19 protein-coding genes and 1 rRNA gene are annotated in these 21,320 nt (G+C 40.9%); 13 read left to right on the top strand and 7 right to left on the bottom strand.

Annotated features, from left to right (window positions below; translation table 11 throughout):
* Both A9970_RS12925 and A9970_RS12930 read right to left on the bottom strand, forming a co-directional pair.
* Nucleotides 1-185 (bottom strand): 16S ribosomal RNA (locus A9970_RS12925); the annotation flags it as partial.
* 111 nt (nt 186-296) lie between these two features.
* Nucleotides 297-458, bottom strand: a complete 162-nt coding sequence (locus A9970_RS12930; RefSeq protein ID WP_157698368.1) for a hypothetical protein — start codon at nt 456-458, stop codon at nt 297-299.
* Nucleotides 459-1,126: 668 nt separating this feature from the next.
* Between A9970_RS12930 and A9970_RS12935 the strand changes: the two genes are divergently transcribed.
* The 5 genes from A9970_RS12935 to A9970_RS12955 all read left to right on the top strand — a co-directional run bounded on the left by A9970_RS12935 (nt 1,127) and on the right by A9970_RS12955 (nt 4,998).
* A complete protein-coding gene (locus A9970_RS12935; RefSeq protein ID WP_182982586.1) occupies nt 1,127-1,960 on the top strand; it encodes an AraC family transcriptional regulator in 834 nt (277 codons plus the stop codon).
* Nucleotides 1,961-2,097: 137 nt separating this feature from the next.
* Nucleotides 2,098-2,955, top strand: a complete 858-nt coding sequence (ygiD, locus tag A9970_RS12940; protein ID WP_220801606.1) for a 4,5-DOPA dioxygenase extradiol — start codon at nt 2,098-2,100, stop codon at nt 2,953-2,955.
* 205 nt (nt 2,956-3,160) lie between these two features.
* Entirely contained in the window at nt 3,161-3,460 is a 300-nt protein-coding gene (locus tag A9970_RS12945; protein WP_153847690.1) for a SelT/SelW/SelH family protein, read from the top strand.
* 67 nt (nt 3,461-3,527) lie between these two features.
* Nucleotides 3,528-4,364, top strand: coding sequence for a methylated-DNA--[protein]-cysteine S-methyltransferase (locus A9970_RS12950; RefSeq protein ID WP_167512264.1), 837 nt, complete (start codon nt 3,528-3,530; stop codon nt 4,362-4,364).
* Nucleotides 4,365-4,386: 22 nt separating this feature from the next.
* Nucleotides 4,387-4,998, top strand: coding sequence for an alpha-ketoglutarate-dependent dioxygenase AlkB (locus A9970_RS12955; RefSeq protein ID WP_182982588.1), 612 nt, complete (start codon nt 4,387-4,389; stop codon nt 4,996-4,998).
* A 121-nt stretch (nt 4,999-5,119) separates the two neighbouring features.
* On the opposite strand, the gene A9970_RS12960 is transcribed toward A9970_RS12955, so the two are convergent.
* Nucleotides 5,120-7,000 (bottom strand): M1 family metallopeptidase, encoded by a 1,881-nt coding sequence (locus A9970_RS12960; RefSeq protein WP_182982589.1) that lies wholly within the window; start codon nt 6,998-7,000, stop codon nt 5,120-5,122.
* Between the two features lie 198 nt (nt 7,001-7,198).
* On the opposite strand from A9970_RS12960, the gene A9970_RS12965 reads away from it, so the two are divergent.
* The 4 genes from A9970_RS12965 to A9970_RS12980 all read left to right on the top strand — a co-directional run bounded on the left by A9970_RS12965 (nt 7,199) and on the right by A9970_RS12980 (nt 14,820).
* The gene (locus tag A9970_RS12965) at nt 7,199-8,509 is read left to right on the top strand and encodes a BamA/TamA family outer membrane protein (protein ID WP_182982590.1); all 1,311 of its coding nucleotides are present in this window, start codon (nt 7,199-7,201) and stop codon (nt 8,507-8,509) included.
* A 107-nt stretch (nt 8,510-8,616) separates the two neighbouring features.
* Nucleotides 8,617-9,408 (top strand): hypothetical protein, encoded by a 792-nt coding sequence (locus tag A9970_RS12970; protein ID WP_182982591.1) that lies wholly within the window; start codon nt 8,617-8,619, stop codon nt 9,406-9,408.
* An 18-nt stretch (nt 9,409-9,426) separates the two neighbouring features.
* A complete protein-coding gene (locus A9970_RS12975; RefSeq protein WP_182982592.1) occupies nt 9,427-11,496 on the top strand; it encodes a TonB-dependent receptor in 2,070 nt (689 codons plus the stop codon).
* A 9-nt stretch (nt 11,497-11,505) separates the two neighbouring features.
* Complete coding sequence (locus tag A9970_RS12980) at nt 11,506-14,820, top strand: DEAD/DEAH box helicase (protein ID WP_182982593.1); 3,315 nt, start codon at nt 11,506-11,508, stop codon at nt 14,818-14,820.
* A 71-nt stretch (nt 14,821-14,891) separates the two neighbouring features.
* Here A9970_RS12980 and A9970_RS12985 read toward each other — a convergent pair whose 3' ends face one another.
* Nucleotides 14,892-15,377, bottom strand: coding sequence for a hypothetical protein (locus tag A9970_RS12985; protein WP_120333390.1), 486 nt, complete (start codon nt 15,375-15,377; stop codon nt 14,892-14,894).
* Nucleotides 15,378-15,487: 110 nt separating this feature from the next.
* On the bottom strand, nt 15,488-15,973 hold the full coding sequence (locus A9970_RS12990) for a hypothetical protein (RefSeq protein WP_182982594.1): 486 nt from the start codon (nt 15,971-15,973) through the stop codon (nt 15,488-15,490).
* A 130-nt stretch (nt 15,974-16,103) separates the two neighbouring features.
* On the opposite strand from A9970_RS12990, the gene A9970_RS12995 reads away from it, so the two are divergent.
* Genes A9970_RS12995 through A9970_RS13005 form a run of 3 tightly spaced genes read left to right on the top strand, consistent with a single transcriptional unit; the run spans nt 16,104 to nt 19,207 of the window.
* A complete protein-coding gene (locus A9970_RS12995; RefSeq protein WP_182982595.1) occupies nt 16,104-16,550 on the top strand; it encodes a MarR family winged helix-turn-helix transcriptional regulator in 447 nt (148 codons plus the stop codon).
* 48 nt (nt 16,551-16,598) lie between these two features.
* Entirely contained in the window at nt 16,599-17,660 is a 1,062-nt protein-coding gene (locus A9970_RS13000) for an HlyD family secretion protein (protein WP_182982596.1), read from the top strand.
* 2 nt (nt 17,661-17,662) lie between these two features.
* Nucleotides 17,663-19,207 carry an MFS transporter gene (locus A9970_RS13005; RefSeq protein WP_182982597.1) on the top strand — a complete coding sequence of 515 codons (1,545 nt, stop codon included), beginning with the start codon at nt 17,663-17,665 and terminating at the stop codon, nt 19,205-19,207.
* Here the strand turns inward: A9970_RS13005 and A9970_RS13010 are convergent, their stop codons facing one another.
* Together A9970_RS13010 and radC are read right to left on the bottom strand one after the other, a co-directional pair.
* Nucleotides 19,208-19,957 carry a class I SAM-dependent methyltransferase gene (locus A9970_RS13010; protein ID WP_120333385.1) on the bottom strand — a complete coding sequence of 250 codons (750 nt, stop codon included), beginning with the start codon at nt 19,955-19,957 and terminating at the stop codon, nt 19,208-19,210.
* A 17-nt stretch (nt 19,958-19,974) separates the two neighbouring features.
* Nucleotides 19,975-20,673 carry a RadC family protein gene (radC, locus tag A9970_RS13015; protein WP_153847703.1) on the bottom strand — a complete coding sequence of 233 codons (699 nt, stop codon included), beginning with the start codon at nt 20,671-20,673 and terminating at the stop codon, nt 19,975-19,977.
* Nucleotides 20,674-20,837: 164 nt separating this feature from the next.
* Here radC and A9970_RS13020 point away from each other — a divergent pair, with 164 nt between their 5' ends.
* Nucleotides 20,838-21,296: a peptidylprolyl isomerase gene (locus A9970_RS13020; RefSeq protein ID WP_046671802.1), complete on the top strand. Its 459-nt coding sequence runs from the start codon at nt 20,838-20,840 to the stop codon at nt 21,294-21,296.
* Nucleotides 21,297-21,320 lie beyond the last annotated feature (24 nt).

Raw genomic sequence — 21,320 nt, forward strand, 5'->3', positions numbered from 1 at the left:
TTATGCGGTGTTAATCTCTCTTTCGAGAGGCTATCCCCCTGATAGAGGTAGGTTGCTCACGCGTTACGCACCCGTGCGCCACTCTCACCGTCTTCGAGCAAGCTCTCCGACGGATCCCGTCCGACTTGCATGTATTAGGCCTGCCGCTAGCGTTCATCCTGAGCCAGGATCAAACTCTCCATTGTAAAATGAAGTTTTTGATTCCAACTATTTACATAATCAGAATTCTTTTTTTATATCTCTGATCTTGGATCGAATTGAACTAATTCTTGAATTTGTTCATGACTTTCGTTTGTCTACTCGTCACGCTTACATGATTGTGTTTTCTTAAAGAACTTTGTCGCTTCAACTTCCGTATCCGCTATATTCCGATGGGCATTGCGCCCCTCTTTATCGTTTTGTTTTTCCCTTCGTTTCCGTTGGGACTGCAAAGGTAGAAATCTTTTTTGAACTTCCAAAAACTTTTTTAAGTTTTTTTTCTTTTTCTTTTTTTTCGATTTCCGCGTTTAAAATAAACTGAGCGGGATTTTAAATCCTGTCAGGCTTCTCTTAAACCCTTCTTTTTTCATGATTCCCTCTTTCGAGGCAACCGTTCCTCCCTTGCGGAGTGGTGCAAAGATAGGGAGTTTTAACAATCACTTCCAAGCCTTTTGTTCTTATTTATTTCATTTTGCCCCTAACTACCTGTAACGGTGCAAGATTCTTTTTGTAAAACAGGTGATCGGAGGGCTGGAATGACTGATCCGGCCACCAGACTGGGCCTTCGGAGAACCCCAGGTCATCATATATAGTATGGAGACAGGCTTCGCATCGGATCTATTACCAATTTCGTTCAACTTTTATTCCTAATTAAAAGGGGTATTACAGGGGGATAACAGGGGGATAACAGGGGGTTAGCAGGGGTACAACCCCTATTAACCCCCTGTTAAAGCGGTGCTATAGTGCTGTTAATTACAAATCGATATTCAATTTGAACATAAGCAACGTAACGACAGGCCTCTCTTCTTTGTCAAAACTGCTACTGAAACAAGCGAAAATAGCAATATAGAAAGCCAAATGGTCTTTGACAAACAAAATGTAAATGAAACCGTATATTCGTAAATAGCAAATTAAAATCTTCCTTATTTTGAACGGACTTTTCAAAATTTACAAAGTTGACGCCGACGAGGCACTGCGCATACAACAATCCAAAAACGAAATACATCAACATGATTTCGAGGAATTGATTATTGGTGTGGCAGGAAAACTCGAACATTTTATCGATTTTAAAACAAAAACCTACACCGCTCCATTTATAAGTTTTGTCACTCAGGGCAAAACCCACCGCGTCAAACCTCTTTTGCATAATAATAACATTGAATTTTGGGTCGTTCGATTTAAAAGTGAATTTATCCCCGAAACGACTTTCCAGCTCTACGCCCACTTTCATGAAAATGCGACATTGACCTTCGCCAGCCCCAACTGCTTCGGGAGATTAATAGTCCTGTGTCAGCTAATGCAACAGGAATGCTTACAACATAGCGTAGATTATGCGGTTATCAAGCAGCTATTGAGCACCATCTTTACCATGATTGAATCTGAACGGAAAAAGCAATTTCCAGACAGCCAACAGCAATTGAAAAATCAGAGTACAACGTTCACAAGCTTTCTATCTATACTGGAAGAGAACTACCGCCGTCCCGAAGGCGTTAATTTTTACGCGGAAAAGCTTTTTATGTCGACACGAAACCTAAATTTAATTTGTCAGAGCATATTACAACAAAGCGTTTCTGAGATTATCGAAACACGGAAACTTATTGAAGCAAAAAACCTCTTGTTGACAACGACTAAAACGATCTCGGAAATTGGTTTTGAACTCGGCTACCAAGATAAAGCCTACTTTACCAATGTTTTCAAAAAGAAAGCAGGCATGACGCCTTCGGAATTTAGAAATGAAATCCAAAAACTTATTTCCGAATAGCGTACAACAGATTTCCGAATAGTACAACAGATTGACAGGATAATGATACCGCCTAGCCAAGCCCAACCCCTACCTTTGTAGTAAAAATTGACGCAGCCACATCATATCAAATGCGTAGAAAGGATTTTATTAAAATTATGGCAACATTACCATTAGCTGGAGTAGCTCATAAAGCAAACTCTTTATATAAATTTTCCGGAGAACTGGAGGCAACGGACAAATTTCCGGTCTTATTTTTAGGACATGGAAGTCCCATGAACGCCATAGAGGACAACGAATTTGTCCGGGGATTCAAAAAAATTGGCCAAACTTTCGAAAAACCGAAGGCGATTCTTGTTGTCTCGGCACACTGGGAAACACGTGGAACATTTGTCACAGCGATGGAGCATCCCACCACCATTCATGACTTTGGCGGTTTTCCTCAGGCGTTATTTGATGTTCAATACCCAGCTCCAGGTAGCCCTGCACTCGCTTTAGAAACACAGCGTATTGTCAGCAAAGCAGATGTTCATCTCGACGACAAATGGGGGCTGGACCATGGATCATGGTCTGTCGTCAAACATCTATACCCTGATGCAGACGTTCCTATTATCCAAATGAGCATCGATTACACACAGCCTGCAGCATACCATTATGAGATTGCACAGCAATTAAACACGCTAAGAAAAAAGGGGGTACTCATTATCGGTAGCGGCAATATGGTGCACAACTTACGGATGGTCGCCTGGGACAAACTCGATACGGCAGGCTATGCGTATGAGTGGGCTACTATAGCCAATGAAAAAATGAAGAAATTTATTCAGAACGGCAACCATCAAGCGCTCATAGATTTCAGAAAACAGGGCAAAGAGTTCGACTTGGCAATTCCAACTCCTGAACATTACCTCCCTTTAATCTATACCTTGGGTTTACAGGAGAAAAATGACGAGTTGTTTCTCTTCAACGACAATTCAGTGGCTGGATCGCTGACCATGACCTCTTTGAAAATCGGTTAAGCTTCCAGCATACCTATCAGGAATATCCAACAATACCAGCCCCTTCCATTAACCGAGAAAAAGGCCAATGGAAGGGGCTTGTTGTATACAGTACTCCGCTGAGTTGGAAATAATCTCGAAATTTCCATGACAAAAAGCGTTAGGATTGCAGCGCTAGGATTGATAAATTTGTTTGAAACAAAAACAACGTACTTGAACTTAACTCATGGCAACAAAACCTGTTATTGAAATTGAATATTGTCCAAAATGCAATTGGATGCTGCGCGCCGCCTATATGGCGCAGGAGGTACTGAGTTCGTTCACGGATGAGATCCATGGAGTGATGCTGGTCCCCAGCGAAATTGCAGGCCGTTATACAATACGGGTAGCGGATAAGGAGATATTCGATCGAAAAAGAGCCGGTCGATTCCCCGAAATAAAAGAACTCAAACAACTGATCCGTGATCTAGTCGCACCAGATAAATCCTTAGGTCATTCGGACAAATCTCCTTCATCCAACATTTAATTTAGCATAAATCGGATTTTAAAGACTTCTTCTTATTAGCAACTTTGTATAAATTAAATGAACAATCATGACTATTCAACAAGAAGTAGATTTTCAACGTATCGCCAAGGCCATACATTTCTTACAGGAAAACTTTAAGTCTCAACCTACATTGGGTCAGATCGCTTCTCATGTTTACATGAGTGAAGCTCATTTTCAACGCATGTTTACCGCATGGGCAGGTACAAGCCCCAAGAAATTCTTACAGTACGTAAGTATAAATTATGCAAAATCATTGCTTAAGGAAAATAACATTGCTGAAACAACATTCCAGCTTGGCCTTTCCAGCAGCAGTAGACTTCATGAACTATTTATCAACATTGAGGGGATGACTCCCGCTGAATATAAAAATGAAGGCTCCAATTTATTGATTTCCTACGCGTATTATCAGAGCTTATTCGGCACAATGCTAATTGCATCCACCTCAAAAGGTATTTGTCATATTGCCTACGCGGATGATAACATAACAGCTTTTGACGCTCTTCAGCAACGATTTCCGAACGCAACATACCTACAACAGGGGAACAGCATGCACGAGAATGCACTCAGCGCATTAAATCCCCAAGATAAAGATATCCGTCAGGTAAAATTACATTTAAAAGGCACTGATTTCCAATTGAAAGTCTGGGAAGCTTTATTAAAAATCCCTATGGGTAACTTAAGCACTTACGGTGCTATCGCTTCTCAAATCGGAAACCCCAAAGCTTCCCGTGCTGTCGGCACAGCTGTTGGAAGCAATCCGATAGCTTACCTTATCCCCTGTCATCGTGTTATACAAAACAGCGGTATATTTGGTGGTTACCGATGGGATCCAATGCGGAAAACAGCGATGATCGGATGGGAGACTTTACATACGGCAATTTAGTAAATACACACAATACGATAACATGGAACTTTTCGACAATCTCTTCGATGGCAATAGAAATCTACTTCCTTACGATGGAACTGTCAATTATTATGGTAAAATACTGCCACCACAGGAAGCAAACCACTATTTTGATAGACTCATGGACTCGATCGAATGGGTAAATGACCGTGCTATTATTTTTGGAAACGAAATCGTCACCAAACGAAAAGTGGCTTGGTATGGCGATCAGGCTTTCGAATATAGCTATTCCAACACCACTAAAAGGGCGCTTCCCTGGACAAAAGAGCTTCTTGAGCTGAAAAAGATTGCCGAACAACAAACACAGGAGACGTATAATTCCTGCCTGTTGAATCTATATCACAATGGCGACGAGGGAATGGCCTGGCACAGCGACGGTGAAAAAGACCTCAAAAAAAATGGAGCAATTGCTTCTTTAAGCTTTGGTGCTGAACGAAAGTTTGCCTTTAAACACAAAACAAGCAAAGAAAAAATAGACATCATCTTGGGCCATGGAAGTTTATTGGTAATGAAAGGTCTTACACAAACGTATTGGCTGCATCGGCTTCCACCGACAAAAAAGGCGTTCAGTGCACGAATTAATCTGACATTTCGAAGCATCGATCAGCTGTAGTCTTACAGGCCCAGGGTAAGGCTTCCAGGAATGGACACCTATTTGTAAGCAGACTTCAACAGCATTCAGTCACTAATCGTGTCAACCTTTTCAAACATAAAGGCTGACACGATCGATCGGGTTATTTAATAACGTCCCAGCGGTTGTCCTTAGCTGTGTAATCCATAAAAATGCCACCGTCCAAGGTAATATTTTTCACCTTTTTAGTCGAAGTCCAAGTCAGGATTACCTGTTTTTCATTGTGTTGCCAAATTGACGGAGTTTGATGTTTTGTCTCCACCGATCCATCCGTATAGGTAATCAACACATCAAACGGAATTGCAAATCCCCCGACATTAGTGATTTTAAGGGTATTTTTGCCAGCAAGTTGTTTAAAATCATTCACTTTAAGGTCGATGTAATTATTGGTGAAATACCAATTTTTCCAATACCAGTTTAAATTCTGCCCAGCTCCAGCATTGATGCTATAAAAGAAGTCCCAAGGCGTCGGATGTTTTCCATGCCATAGCTCCATGTAATGGTGTAATGCTTTTTTAAACAGTTCATCGCCCAAGTAATCCCGTAATGCAATATAAGACAATGCGGCCTTGATGTAGGCATTGTTGCCGTACCCTAAACCACTTAACTGAGAGGTCATGGTAATCAAGGGTTGGTCTTCTTCGGTAGAAGGGTCAAAGATATAGCGCTTTACACGGGCATCTTTGAAAAGTTCTTTGTTTTTTTCGGCACCAATCTCCGCATTTCCAATCCAGAATTCCAATGCAGTAGCCCAGCCTTCATCCATATAACCGTATCGCGTCTCATTGATACCCATGTAAAAAGGGAAATAGGTATGTGCAATTTCATGGTCTGCTGTTTGTCGCGCATCCACGAGATTATCTGGGACACTCGAATCATTGATCATCATTGGATATTCCATGTCTGCAAATCCCTGAACGGCTGTCATTGTTGGGTATGGGTAGGTGACACCAGGCCAATTTTTAGAAAACCAGTCAATGCAATATTGCTGCCAACCAATGTATTGTTCAAAATCTGCTGTTCCAGCGACATAGCTTGACTGCACACTCACGCGCTTACTTCCCAAATCTACACTCCCGCCATCCCAGATATAATTATCACTCACACTGAAACAAAAATCAGGCACATAGGTTGCTTTGAATTTCCACTTATTCCAGGCTTCTTGTGTTGTCACTTTCCCCGCTTTCATTTCGGCATCTGTCGCGATATGTATTGGCGTGTCGCTGACTTTTGATTTTTCGAAACGGTCCAGAACAGGTTTCTGCAGTACATCAGCCGCATTTGTCAATTCACCTGTCGCCCAAACAACAAAGTTCTTCGGAACGGATATCTCAAATTGATAATCGTTGAAACCATTGTAGAATTCTTGTCGGCCATTATGTTCCAGAAGATCCCAGCCATTATAATCGTCGTATACAGACACACGCGGATAAGAGTAAGCACAATAAAAGGTGGAAGCATTCAACAGCCCTTCACGGTCGCTTTCGACAGATAACGGATATTCCCAGCTAATGTCCAATGTTGCAGTGCTTCCCGGAAGGATTTTCTGCCCAAAATCACCTAACTTCACCGTTCCCCAGTCCTTGCTGTTTACGTCGTAAACTTGACCATTCAGTTTAAACGATTTAATCTTTAGGCCCGAAGTCAGGTAGTCGTCCGAAGCGTATGCAGCACGTACCGCATTAGGTTTGTGTACATTGTTCACAAATCGGATAGCCAAGCGTTTCAATGTATCGGGACTATTGTTTGTGTACACAATAGTCTCTGTTCCACTCACCATCTTTGTGGCCGGATCCAATTGCACCCGCACATCATACTTACCAAAATTCTGCCAATAGTTTTTCCCTGGTAGACCCGTTTTGGTACGGGTTCCCTTTTCGATCGCTTGCTGAATATTCCTTGGGGTATACAGTTCTTGCGCATGAGTTACCCCTGTCAATAAAAGCAAAGTCAATCCATAATTAAATATAGTGCGTCCTATCATATCCTAGTTTAAATAATCAAACTAAGATAAATTTGCTGTGATTTGCAAGTTTAATTCTCCTGCTTCGCAAGAAAAATAAACTTCTTCAACACAATACCGTATTTGCATTTGTTCAAAGATCAAAAAAAGACAGGCTCCGAGTACTTGAGAAAACATTTTATTTTTTTTGACGTTTAGTTTTAAGATAGACCCGAATGTATGCATCAACTTTTACGTTTTAACGATTTCTTCCGACATGCTTTTTTAGGAATACTTTTAATTTCAATCCCTACGCTGCTCGCTGCTCAAACCGATGCAAAAACAGACTCTCTTGCACAGTACAAACATCAGCGTGACTCGGCCATGGCCAGTCAATACGATATATCGGATTTAATCGGACGAATAATCCATCCCAAACGAAAAAAGGAACACGCGAGTAAACGCTCTCCCATCACCTTAATGCCCAACATTGCCTACAACCCAACCATTGGTGGTCAGATCGGAATCAAGGCTGTCGCGGGGAAAGTACTGGGTGACCCCAAAACAACGACCATGTCGATCGCAGCGACATCCGCCTCAATCACCACAAAAAACATCATGGTCTTCTATATCAGCCATAATATCTTTACCCCCAACAATAAACTAAATTTTCAGGGCGCTTTTGCACTTGTCAAAATGGTCGCTTTAGATGCGGGTTTGGGCATGACTCCCCATGGAAAATGGAACAATGCCGATGAAGAGATCCTTGCCAACCCCGACCATAAAAAATACGGAGCAAAATATAACGCATTTACATTTAATGAAAAAGTCTATAAACGTATCGCCGACGGACTATTTGTTGGAGCTGGATTGGCGTTTGACTTACGACGAAAAATAACCAGCAGCGGCCCCAATGGCAACATTACGCCCAATACCATCTACACCGAAAAACATGGCTTCGATCCCGACAGTTATAATTCCAATGGACTATTGCTCAATATGCAATATATGACAAGAGACAATCCCAATAGGCCTTACAAGGGTATCTATTCGGATATTGGTGTGCGATGGAACACAACGCTGTTGGGCAGTAGCAAAAGTGCTGTACAGCTTACCACCGACTTTCGAAAATACTTTAGTCTATCTCAGTCCGACCCGGCTCATGTACTTGCCTTCTGGTATTGGGGCTCCTATAAACTTGGTGGTACACTTCCCTATTTTGATCTCCCAGGAACGGGAAGAGACGTAGCTGTCAGAAGCGGCCGCGGCTATACCATTGGTTATTTCAAAGGAATTTCTTTCGGTTATGCCGAAACAGAATACCGCTTCCCAATTTTAAAGAATCGCTTTTTGAGCGGAGCTGCTTTTTTTAACCTACAGACTGCCAGCGACGAACTGGGTACCAAACTTTTTGAAAGGTGGCAACCTGGGGGTGGTGCCGGATTACGGGTGCTCTTTAACAAAGCAACACGCACAAATCTATGTCTGGACTATGCCTTTGGAAAATATGGTTCCCGTGGTTTCTTTTTAGGGCTGAATGAAGCCTTCTAATTCCAGGTTGCGACAGCTTTGTTTGCCATAAAATAACTAAATTAGCCGATGTTGTTGCTCTTTCTATTCACGAAGAGTGACTGAATTGGCATTGACGATACTTCATCATGAATTTAAAAACCTTTTTTCTATACATTGTATTATTATTGGCTCTTGTTTCCTGTCATCAGACAAAGACGCCAAAAACAACGAAAAATGACGAACAAAAGAAAGAACAGGTAGTCCCTCCTGCATCACCACCGCTCCCATCGGATACTTCGAGCTACGATAGCCCGCGTTTTGCAGACAGAATTGAAGAACAAACGCAGCAGTTAATAAAAATGAACGACGCCGGCCTCTTCGATAAACTTCACCAGAAGTTAACGACAACACTAAGTGCAGACCAGCAGGATTATTTTCTTGGGCATCCTAACTTGGCTGTTTTAGCGATCGCGAAAGGGAATATCTTCGAAAATGGCTCTGGAGACCTTGGGTATCTGCTGTACAACAAAGATAATCATCACATCGAGATCACCTTATTCGATCATAAACGCAATACATACAACACATTGTATAAAGAGTTAAAAGTTGTCAATACCCTTCAAAATCTAGATTGTTCATCCAGCTTTGGATCGCTCGATTATCTCGTTGCTTCCGAACTGATTTATCAAGAGGATTATATTCGTTTAAACAATTCAAATTACCTGATTGACGACAATTCCTTTGATGTGACCGATATTTCGACGAACAAAAACTTTGATTTGCAGCAGGGCTGTCTGAACAAAAAATTCTCAAAAGAAGCCATGGCCAACAGTCTTTGTGTGCCGACCAGCTCCGTATATGCGAATTTTCAATGCCTAAAATACAATAAGAAAAAGCAGATTTTTGAAATTTATTTCAGTCAGGAATTTGCAGACTAAGCCGACCAAACCCTAACGATGAAAAGATATTACCTACTTGCTACCCTTGGTTTATGTAGCAAATTATATGCGCAGGAAGTGGATACTACGACTAATCGGCTAGAACAAGTCGAAGTTAAAGCCTACTTCAATAAACAACCACTATTGCGACTGACATCTTCTGCGGCTGTGTTAAGCAGCCAAATGATCCAATCCCAGCAGTCGCCCTCCTTTGTTTCAGCAATGAACAGGGTGCCGGGTTTACGCATGGAAGAACGTTCCCCTGGGAGTTACCGGCTAGCACTCCGTGGGAGTATGATCCGTTCACCTTTTGGTGTTCGCAATGTCAAAATCTATCTGGACGACTTTCCATTTACTGACGCAGGCGGGAACACCTATCTTAACTTGATAGATCCATCCGCAATAGGACAAATCAATATATTAAAAGGTCCAGATGGATCGATCTATGGGGCCAATTCAGGCGGTGTACTCTCCTTTTATAGTAAGGGATTTGATCGATCTGACAAACCTGAAGTCAACCTCCAATTAACGGGGGGCTCCTACGGTCTTTTCCAGGAACAGCTCAATGCAATATTACCCCTCAGCCAGAGTCAGCAACTTGCCATCAATCAAAGTTGGACAAGAAGTGACGGTTATCGCCAGAATTCAGCCTTAAACAAAAAGAATATACAGCTCAATTACAATTGGCAATATGCAAAAACATCCGAATTAAAATTCACCGGTTTCTATTCGGATCTTGGTTACCAAACTCCGGGAGGGCTCACCGCAGCACAAATGGAGAGCGACCGCAGACAGGCCCGGCCTAAGGGCGGACCAAATCCTGGTGCTGCTGAACAAAAAGCAGCAATCTACGATAAAACATTCTTTGGTGGACTGAGCAACCAGACGCACCTCAGTTCTAAGATGACCTTATTCGCCAGTGTATTTGGTTCATCCAATCAGATCAAAAATCCCTTCATCACCAATTACGAGAAAAGAGATGAAAAGAATTTAGGAACGCGCCTGTATTTATCTTATGCCGATCTGTTGAGCCAAGATTTAAAATATGAAGTCCAACTGGGCTTGGAAGCACAAAAGGGCTGGTATGCTATTGACAATTATGACAACGCCCAAGGTGTCGCTACCGATCCTCAGGCCAAGGACAAATTGGAAAACAGTCAGCAATCATTTTTTGCACGCACCCAACTGGAGTGGCTAGAGCGCCTCCAGGTAGAGCTGTCGCTCGGATTAAATGAGAATAAAATTGGCTACCAGCAACGTTATCCTGTCGCACAAGAAAACAAAGAAAATATTGATTTCGGAAGTACCTGGATGCCACGAGCAGCACTATCCTATTTGATCACACCAATGCTTGCACTTAGAGCATCGATTTCTAAAGGTTTCTCTGCACCAACTGTTGCTGAAGTCCGCTCGTCAGACAATACAATTAATACGATGCTGAAACCAGAAACAGGTACAAACCATGAATTTGGGCTTCGTTGGCATTTGTGGAATCGCCGGATTATTTTAGATGTAGCGGCCTACACGTATCAAATGAACAATGCCATTATCCGACAGGTACGGGATAATGGTGCTGAATATTTTCAAAATGCGGGTAAAATAAACCAAAAGGGATTGGAAGCCTCGCTATTCATGTATTTGATCAGGCCTCAAACAACCGGTATGGTCCGTAGCCTACAACTGACCAGTAATTTTTCCCTCAATGACTACAGGTTCAAAACCTATCAGGTAGGCGACAAAAACTATAAGGACAATAAACTCCCCGCAGTTCCTAAAACAGTATGGGTAAATTCGTTGGATATACTTTTCCCGAATGAATTCCAATTGGATCTTATTTCCAATTTAACTGCAGCAATACCACTGGATGATGCAAACACTGTTTATGCCAAACGGTATCATCTTTTGCAAGCCAAATTATCTTGGAGCAAATCTGTCTGTTCACGGCATAAAATCAGGCTTTTTGTTGGGGCCGACAATCTGCTCAATGAAAAATATAGTCTTGGAAACGATATCAATGCTTTTGGAGGACGGTATTTTAATCCTGCCCCTTTACGTAATTATTATGGCGGAATGAGTTTTAATTTTTAACCAAGCATCATGGAATTCCATCAGTATACGTTGACCGATATCGATTTCACCAAGGTGAGCCGTTATTCTTATTTTCCTTGGATGGACCTGACACTGGCCCATTTTCAGGTCAATGCGATGGAAATGGAGGTCAATCAGGCAACTTTTCAGGTACTGGAGAATTATACCGATTTTGAAGTGATGATCATCCATACATTGCCCACAACAGCCGTCTTTTGCAATTGTCCACAAACAGGATTCTGCCGTCATCAAAAGGCGGCTTTAAGTAAACTATTTACACAGGAGAATTGGCTGGCATTTTTTGATCACAACCGCTATCAGCATCTCCTCAAGAAGGTTGCGGCACAATATGGACTGGAAAAGGAATCGTCTTTAGAAAACTATTTTTCAGCCCAGATAAAAGCAGGGAAGCTTGAGTTTCTATTAAAAGACAAACAGCTAACCTCCATTGATGACTTTGATCTAGTGGAGGAATCTCTTGCCCCAAAGGCCAAGACGACAGCCGAACAGCATCATCATTTTGTGGTGTTAACGCGCAACCGGTATTACAAAAATCTACAAATACTCCTGTGCCAAGCTCCAATGACAAAATCCGGCGTGCCTAAAAACCCGATTTCCGCTAGTGAGAGCCAGTCTCGTATCTGGCAAAGCAGCTCGATTGAGGAAATGCAATTTTACACAGCTGTTTACCAATTTTCTCAAGCTGTGCAACAGGATATCGAAATCAGCTCCAGCCTGAAGGCGGTTGCAAAAAACCCGTTACACCTCGATTTTTATCTGCATGACTATGAGAAATCCGACAATATAACAGCCTCCACCTTATCGCCGGTTCAATTCAACCTAAACAAAGGTGATATTAAGCTCTTTATTACAAAAAAAGGTACATTTTATGCCATTCAGGGAGAAATTCATATTCATACGATAGCCTACAATTTACAGGATTTAGTTGTTCTTTTGGACCATTTCATTCTCATCAAAAATCAGCTTTTTCTGATTGAAAATAAGTTTCACCTCAAGTTGATCCGTTTGTTTGGCAACAAAGGGGAGCAATTGTTGATCCATCAGCGTAAGTTCGAAGAATTCAACAGGTTGTTTTTGGAACAGATAGCACATTCCGTGGAGTTAAATTTTAAAGATATTCCCAAAGCAAGCAAGCCACAGCTGAAGGAAAATCTGTATTATCAGGACATGCAGCCTCTTTTGTTTCTCGAAGAATCGGAAGATTTTGTCAACCTTATTCCTGTCATGCGTTATGGTGAGGTCGAAATTCCTATTTTAAGTAAGCGGAATATATTTGGTACAGACAGCAAGGGTACACAATTTTTGGTCGATCGGAAACGTGAAGCTGAAACAAAAGTTATTTCCCTGTTACTGAAGCAGCATCCCTATTTTCAGGAGCAAATGGATGAGGGAAGCTTTCAGCATTTTTATTTGCATCGCAAATACTTTCTGAATAGCAACTGGTTTCTGGATGCTTTTGAGGAATGGCAGCATCAGGGTATACAGATCATTGGATTTAATACGTTACGTGGAAATAAATTAAGCCGTTTTAAGGGAAAAATACATGTGGAGGTCCTCAGTGGACAAAATTGGTTCAATGCCAATATACAGGTCAAATTTGGCCCCAAAAGTGTCTCCCTAAAAAAACTTGAAAAGGCAGTACGGAACCGCTCGCAATTTATCACCTTGGATGACGGCACCCAGGGCATTTTACCGCAACAGTGGCTCGATAAATTTGAGGCCTATTTTAATGCAGCAGAATCGATAGCTGATGATTTCATTGAAATTCCAAAATACAAATTCAATGAGATCGATCACCTGTTTGATCAGGCTGAGCTAGACCCTATCGTGTTGGCGGAGCTCAGCATGTTGAGAAAGCAGCTCGCTAATTTTTCTTCGCTATCCGAGGTCCAGGTACCACCAACTTTTGTCGGAAACTTACGCCCCTATCAGCAACAAGGACTACAATGGCTGCATTTCTTGGATGGGCTTAATTTTGGTGGCTGTCTTGCCGATGACATGGGACTTGGCAAAACGATCCAAATATTAGCCTTTCTGGCTACTCAAAAAGCAAAGGGACAATCTGCACCAACATTACTTGTACTTCCCACGACCTTAATTTTTAATTGGCGGCATGAAATACAACAATTTCTTCCATCTTTTCAAACGTTGGTTTTAGATGGTCCAAATAGAATAGAAAGAGGGATGCAGTTTGAACAATATGACCTTGTTTTAATTTCTTATCACAACCTGCTGACGGATATTAATACGCTAAAAAAAATAACCTTCAATTATGTCATATTGGACGAATCGCAGCAAATCAAAAACCCGGATTCCCAGCGATACAAAACGGTAAATTTATTAAAATCAAGAAATCGCATTATTTTAACAGGAACTCCTATCGAGAATAATACGATGGATCTTTATGCCCAGCTTTCCTTTATTGTGCCGGGTCTACTAGGAAGCAAAAAATATTTCAAAGATGTCTATACGACTCCTATTGATGCTTTCCATGACCGCAAGAGAAAAAAAATGCTAAAAGAGAAAATAAAGCCTTTCATTCTCCGTAGAACAAAACAGGATGTATTACGTGATCTTCCTGCAAAAAATGAACTGGTCCTTTACTGTGAGATGAAAACTGCCCAACGGCGAATTTATGATCTTTATGAAAAAGAGTTTCGGGATTTTATCTCTGCCAAAGATGGCGATGAAATCAAGAAAAGCCCCATGCATGTCCTAAAAGGTCTAACAAAATTGCGTCAGATATGTAATTCAAGCAAACTGCTCCAAAACGAAGATCTGACTAGCGCTGCGGACTCTGCCAAAATAGAAATGCTTATCGAGCAGATTCAGCATAAAAAAGACCAGCACAAAATGATCGTGTTTTCACAGTTTGTCAGTATGCTCAACCTGATTAAAGAGGCTTTGGATAAACAGGGTATTCGCGCGTTAATGCTCACAGGCCAATCCAAAAATCGAGGTAAATTGGTTAGTGATTTTCAATCCGACAAGGATATCCCCGTTTTTCTGGTTAGCCTAAAAGCCGGTGGTACCGGACTTAATCTTACCGCGGCCGATGTCGTGTACCTGGTAGACCCCTGGTGGAATCCTGCTGTTGAACAACAGGCGATCGACAGGATCTATCGCATGGGGCAACAAAAAACGGTCACCGCAGTCCGATTAATCAGCCCTAACACGGTCGAAGATAAAATTCAAACCTTACAGCAACATAAAAAGGAGATTAGCAACAGTATTCTGGATGACGGCGGAAGTTTAGATGTCTTTTATCTCGACAAAAGCTATTTAATGAATTTGCTACGCTAAACTATTGAAATGAAAAAAGGGGACATCGATCGATGTCCCCTTTTTTGATATAATTCGTTTTCAGCTGCTCTTTACTTTTTGTCAGAAATGTACGTTTTGTTACCATTTCCGTTGATATAATATTTGCCACCTTTTGGACCGAGATAAACTGTATGTCCATTATATTTTTCACTTGTTGCTTTATCAGCTGTAGCTACGGCATCCTTTTTAACAGCAGCGGCTTGTTTTTCAGCTTTAGCGCTTTCTTTTTTCACGGCTTTTTCCTTCGCTTCCATTGGTGCTGCTGGCGCTGTTTTTGTATCAGCCATCTTTTTCGTCTGCGCGGACTTTTCCTTGACTGCAGCTTCCTTCTTCGCTGTAGCTTTCACCGGCGCTGCCTTCGTTTTCGTTTCGGCCTCGTTGGCTTTAGTCTTTACTTCTTTTGCTTTTTGTTCAGACTTTTTGGCTTCTTTTTCCATTTTTTTAGGAGCCGTTTGTGCATAGGATTGTCCCCATCCCACTGCAGCGATCAAAGCTAATGCAGCTGTGATTTTTTTGAAACGATTTATTGCTTTCATAACTCAATTGTTATTTAAATAATTGTAAATAAAAGTACAATACAAATGCCATATTTCGATTTAATTACTTGAAAAAATATTTTTAACAAATTTTTAACTTAGCCAAGGAATTATTCGACAACTTGTTTTCTAAATTTCGAATCAATTATATATTTTACGCCCTTCGCATCTATAAATACAGGCTTTCCATGGTAGTGCTCATTACTGCGTCGATCAATAGCAACACGATACCGGGTGGGGGAGCTAGTGGAGCTGTAGGTTATATTGCCAACCGATTCTCCAGGGCTCACAATTACTTCCGAACCTTCATATACGCGCTCACTCACCCTGCCGGTAAAACGCTGTTTTCCCGTTGACGTTTTTATTTTCTCCTGCTGCTCGGACTCTTTATCGATCGGCGCAACGTCCAAGGTAATCATATCGACCTGTGGGCTTAAAGGGAAGAATGGATCTACCCAGCGATATACAAAATGATAATCGGTTTCTAAGTTATTAAAAGCATGCATTTGCTGTGCCCTTACAACACTTATCCCACCTCCTAAAATCAGCAATGGCAGTAGGCAACGTCTAAAGAAGATTAATTCAACTCTTAACATATCTTTTTTTCCTTTCGTTTAAGTGCTTCCAAATAAAATGCCATCTCTCTATAAAGCACTCATCTTTAACACATTTTTAACTAAAATAAATTAGTTTGATATTTAACTGTTTTATATTTAACTTTGTGCTATGAAAAACGAATTCATGAATCCAGTAAAACCCTTAGTGGATAGTATCATTGCCTTGCGAACGGGCTTAAAACAATACTATATCCAGAAAATAAAGGAACAGCAATTGGATATCACCTATGAAATGTTGCAAGTATTGGCAGCACTGTGGAAAAAGGAGCAAATGAATCAGCAAGATATAGCCACAGCAATACAGAAGAACAAAGCAAGTGTCACTCCGCTTATCGATAATCTTTGTAAACGGGATCTGGTTAGACGCGTCAGCGATCCCAATGACAGACGAAATAATTTAATCGAATTAACGGTAAAGGGAGACGAATATAGGACATTATTAGACCCTGTCCAGCAAGACCTCTACCGGGTGATCCTGCAGGAGATATCAGAAAAAAAAGTATTGGAAATTACAGAAACACTCGAAAAATTGACCGCAATTATTGATAAGCAATAGTATCGGGAGCCTTGATTTTCAGAAAAAAAGAAGATAATTAATTGAATCATGAGTAATTCAACATTAAGTGAGAAAGAAATAAAACGAAGGCGGAAGATATGGATCATCAACATCCTATCTGCAGTCGTCATTGTAGTTACAATTATCTGGGGTATCTTAGTCTTTTTCCACATCAACGAATCTGTTTATACAGATGATGCCCAGGTAGATGCCCATATTACCCCTATAAATTCGCGTATCAGCGGTTATATCAAAACAATTCGATTTGATGAGCATCAAAAAGTTCACAAAGGCGACACACTCGTCATTATTGATGATGCTGAGTACAGAATTTTATTACAAAATGCACAAGCCACCCTTGCCGATGCCAAAGCAAGTAAAACAATATCGCAATCTGGAATTGCCATTGCCGGCAATAGTACTGCGATAGCAAATGCCAATATCGATGAGATGAGAGCCCGGCTAGATAATATGGAATTGAATTATAGGCGCTACGAGAGTCTGGTGAAAGATGAAGCAGTAACGCAATATCAATTCGATCAGGTAAAAGCAGATTATGAGGCCATGTTAGCCAAATATAAGGCACTTTTGGCGCAAGAGCGTGTATCGAAACTTAACACACATGAGTCTGAACAGAAGCTGTCAATCAATGATGCCTCATTACTAAAGGCCGAATCTGCGATTGATCTAGCCAAGTTAAACCTTTCGTATACGGTTATCACTGCGCCATACGATGGTGTATTGGGACGGCGGACGATAGAAGAGGGCCAATTGGTACAAAACGGCACGCCATTGGTCAATATTGTACGTGATGAGCAGAAATGGATTACCGCAAATTATACCGAAAGTCAACTAAAAAATATTGCCCTCGGGGCAAAAGTCAACATCGAAATAGATGCATTGGCCGGGAAGACATTTGAAGGTGAAGTAGCCGCCATATCCGAAGCAACAGGATCTAAGTATTCTGCTGTTCCGGTTGACAATTCTACGGGGAACTTTGTTAAGGTACAACAGCGCATTCCGGTTAGAATTAATTTTACAGCATCCAATACCCCAAAAGATCTCGCCATGCTTCGCGTAGGTATGAATGCTATCATGCGTATTAAATAATCATGAAAGATCGTATATTCAGAGATTGGTTGAGTTCAGGCTGGGAATTGTTCTTTCTGTTTGTACTCAATATTTTATTTTCGTTCAATAATGGAATCCCAACATCCATTAACACGTATGTCATGAATGGATACGCCGGTATCACCGCAGATCTGAGTATGGCTACATATTGTTATTATGCGGGAATGGTATGTGCCATACCACTGGTATTTAGGTTGTTGAAATTATTTTCCAAAAAGACGATATTAATCGTATCTATCTTCATTATCCTCGCTTCCAATACGGTTTTGGAACAGGCCAATAATGGTGTCAACATCTGTATGGCCACATTTTTTATCGGAAGTGCCAAGATTATTGTCACTATGGCTATCATTGGGGAAATGATCCCTTTTCTCATGCCACGTGGAGAACGGTATCAATTATATGCAGTCTACTACCCCATGACAATGATCATTCCTGCCTTGGCAAGTTATGTATCTGTTCTATTTGCAACACGTTTCTATTGGGAAACTGTCTTTTTATTTCAAAATATACTACTTGCAGTAGCGTTGTTAATCTGCATCATCTTTATGAAATCGTCAGATTTTAAAAAAGTACCTCTCTATCAATATGACTGGTTTGGAAGTATTTTACTTTGTATTTCATTATTGAATTTTGCCTATTTCAGCACATATGGTCTGACACAAAATTGGTTTCATTCCAGGTTTATTTTGGTCACCGGAATCGCATCGCTCTGTTTTTTTATACTTTTTATAAATAGAAGTGTACTAATCCGAAAATCACTCTTAAATTTTGAAGCCTTCTCAACACGGATTCTGCCTATCTCCATTGGAACAATTTTTATTTTCGGCATTTTTTATAGCTCGACCTCGCTGTACTCCTCCCTTTTGGGAATTACGCTTGGTACAAACCCCTTGGAAGTCGCCGAAATAAATACCTATGTAATTCCTGGTTATATGATCGGCGCAGTAATCGCTTATATATATTTCAAAATAACAAAGAAATGCAAGTTCATTTTGGCATTCTCCGCAGCGTGTTATGCCCTATCTTGCTTTTTCTTTGCAAGGATTATCGACCAACAAACAAACACGGCTTTGTTCTATCTCCCTTTGACATTAAGAGGAATGGGCGTGATCACTTCCTACATTGGAATAGGCGTATATATGGCCGGTAATATTCCCAGCAAATATTACCTCTCTGGCTTAGTATTTTTGATTCTTACACGTTCATTTTTGGTGCCTGTAGTCTGGTCAAACATCATTACTAATTGGTATTACCACCTACAGATCCTTAATGCCAATAATCTTGCTGGTATAATCGATCGAACAAATAGCTTGGTGCTACAAAGAGGAAATATAATGAAATCGGTCCAAGTCCAAGCCTCGCTACTATCCATACGCGACGCCTACTCCGGGCTATTTATTATCGGGATAATCCTAACGTTATTCATCTTAATCTTCCCTTTTCATTCTTCGCCTATACGAAGAGTTTTCGACTGGAAGAGAAAAAATGCAACGAAAGAAGCTTTGCAAATTCCCATTTCTTAGTTAACTGATATAAATTTCGGTTATATACTTGAATACGATGCGCTCAGAGATTGCGTACTTATCGAAAAGTGTACGGAGATCGTCATAGAGCGTTTTGTTTTCAGCCTGCTCTTTGGGAAAATAGGATGATGAACGTACTCTTCCCAAAAACGACCGAAGGTCCAATATCTGTTGATTTGGTAAGGTTACCTTGGTCATTGAACGTGATCCAAAAAATTGTTTGAGATCATCATCACTGATATTTTTGTGACTGACAGATTGATAACTTGGTATATGACTGAGCAGAAAATCTTCGTACTCCTGTTGAAAAGCGTCGCCGGGATCACGCTGATTCCAGACCAGTACAATACGTCCATTTTCTGTGAGAATGCGAGCGAACTCCCTTTTACATGCTTCCCGGTCAAACCAATGAAACGATTGCCCTGCAAAAATAAGATCTACGCATCCAGACTCAATAGATGTATTTTCGGCTGTCGCATTAAGCGCGATTAAATTCCGATAGGTTTTAAAATGATGCAGTAAAGATTCACGCATTTCCCGATTGGGTTCAACAGCAAAAACGTCATTCCCATTTTCGAGAAAAAGTTGCGTAGATAGCCCTGTACCACTACCGATATCGGCAACCAACCACTTTTTATCAAGCCCTATTTGTTCTTTAAGCACCTGAATAATCTCTTTTGGGTAACAAGGTCTAAATTTCTCGTAATCGACAACCCTGTCTGTGAATCTATCAATACTGTTTTTGTTCATACCAAGAATTGCTGTAACTAGTCGATTATACCTTCATCTTTAAAACTATAATATCCGTTATCGGTAAAGATTAAATGATCGGCAACTCTAATATCCATAATTTTAGAGGCTTCAACAATTTTTTGCGTCAGAATTTTGTCAGCATTGCTTGGATACAAGGTGCCCGAGGGATGGTTATGAACTAATATAATTGCATGTGCTTTAAGGCTAAGTGCAGATCGTAATATAATCCGGACATCGACTGGCGTAAAATCATTACCGCCGCGTCCGATCAGTTGTTTGTCTAATATTTTATACCCCGTATTGAGATACAGGGTCCAAAACTCTTCATGGGGTAGATCCTGTAATATGGGTTTCATAAAGTTATAAACGAAGCGGCTGCTATTTACGAGCTTACGTTCTTCTGCGGGCAGGTCATTTTTGCGGCGGGCGAGCTCCAATGCCGCGAGAATGGCGATGGCTTTTGCTTCGCCTATCCCTTTATACATGCTCAGTTCAGATACCTCCATCATCGAAAGCGTATGCAGGTTGTTATTGACATCGGCCAATATGCGCCGGCATAATTCGACAGCACTTTCATTTTTGGAACCAGATCCGATCAAGATAGCCAGTAATTCGGCATCGGTAAGCGCCCTACGCCCCTGGCTCAACAGCTTCTCTCTCGGACGATCGGCCTCTGCCCACTCCCGGATGACTAGTTTGTACGGATTTGACATCTACAGTTAATTATAATTGGCTAGCGTACATAAATATACAAAAATACTGTTACTTAATATCCTGAGAAATACACAATCTATCAATTAAAAAAAATTGGCAATCGGGATTTACTTCACATTTCACTCTGAAACGTTATCTTTGTATTTCATAAAAATTTTTGAATATGAGTAAAGCGATTATTAAAACAGAAAAAGGCGACATGACTGTGGAGTTCTACACAGCTGATGCTCCAAATACAGTAGCCAATTTTATCAAACTTGCTAAATCAGGATATTATGATGGATTAGCATTTCACCGTGTGATACCTGATTTCGTTATCCAAGGTGGATGTCCAAATTCACGTGAAGGAGCTGCAGGAATCCCTGGAACAGGTGGCCCTGGTTATAAAATTGACTGTGAATTAACAGGCGAAAACCAATACCACGATAGAGGTGTATTGTCTATGGCTCATGCAGGCCGTAATACTGGTGGTTCTCAATTTTTCATCTGTCATAGCCGTAACAACACTGCTCACTTAGATCGTAACCATACTTGTTTTGGAAAAGTTATCGAAAACGTAGACATTGTTGACGATATCAGACAAGGTGACCGTATTTTATCAATTGAAGTTATCGAAGATTAATTCTTGGAGATTTAAATAGTATTA

The organism is Sphingobacterium sp. UME9, from assembly GCF_014170215.1.
Taxonomy (GTDB): domain Bacteria; phylum Bacteroidota; class Bacteroidia; order Sphingobacteriales; family Sphingobacteriaceae; genus Sphingobacterium; species Sphingobacterium paramultivorum.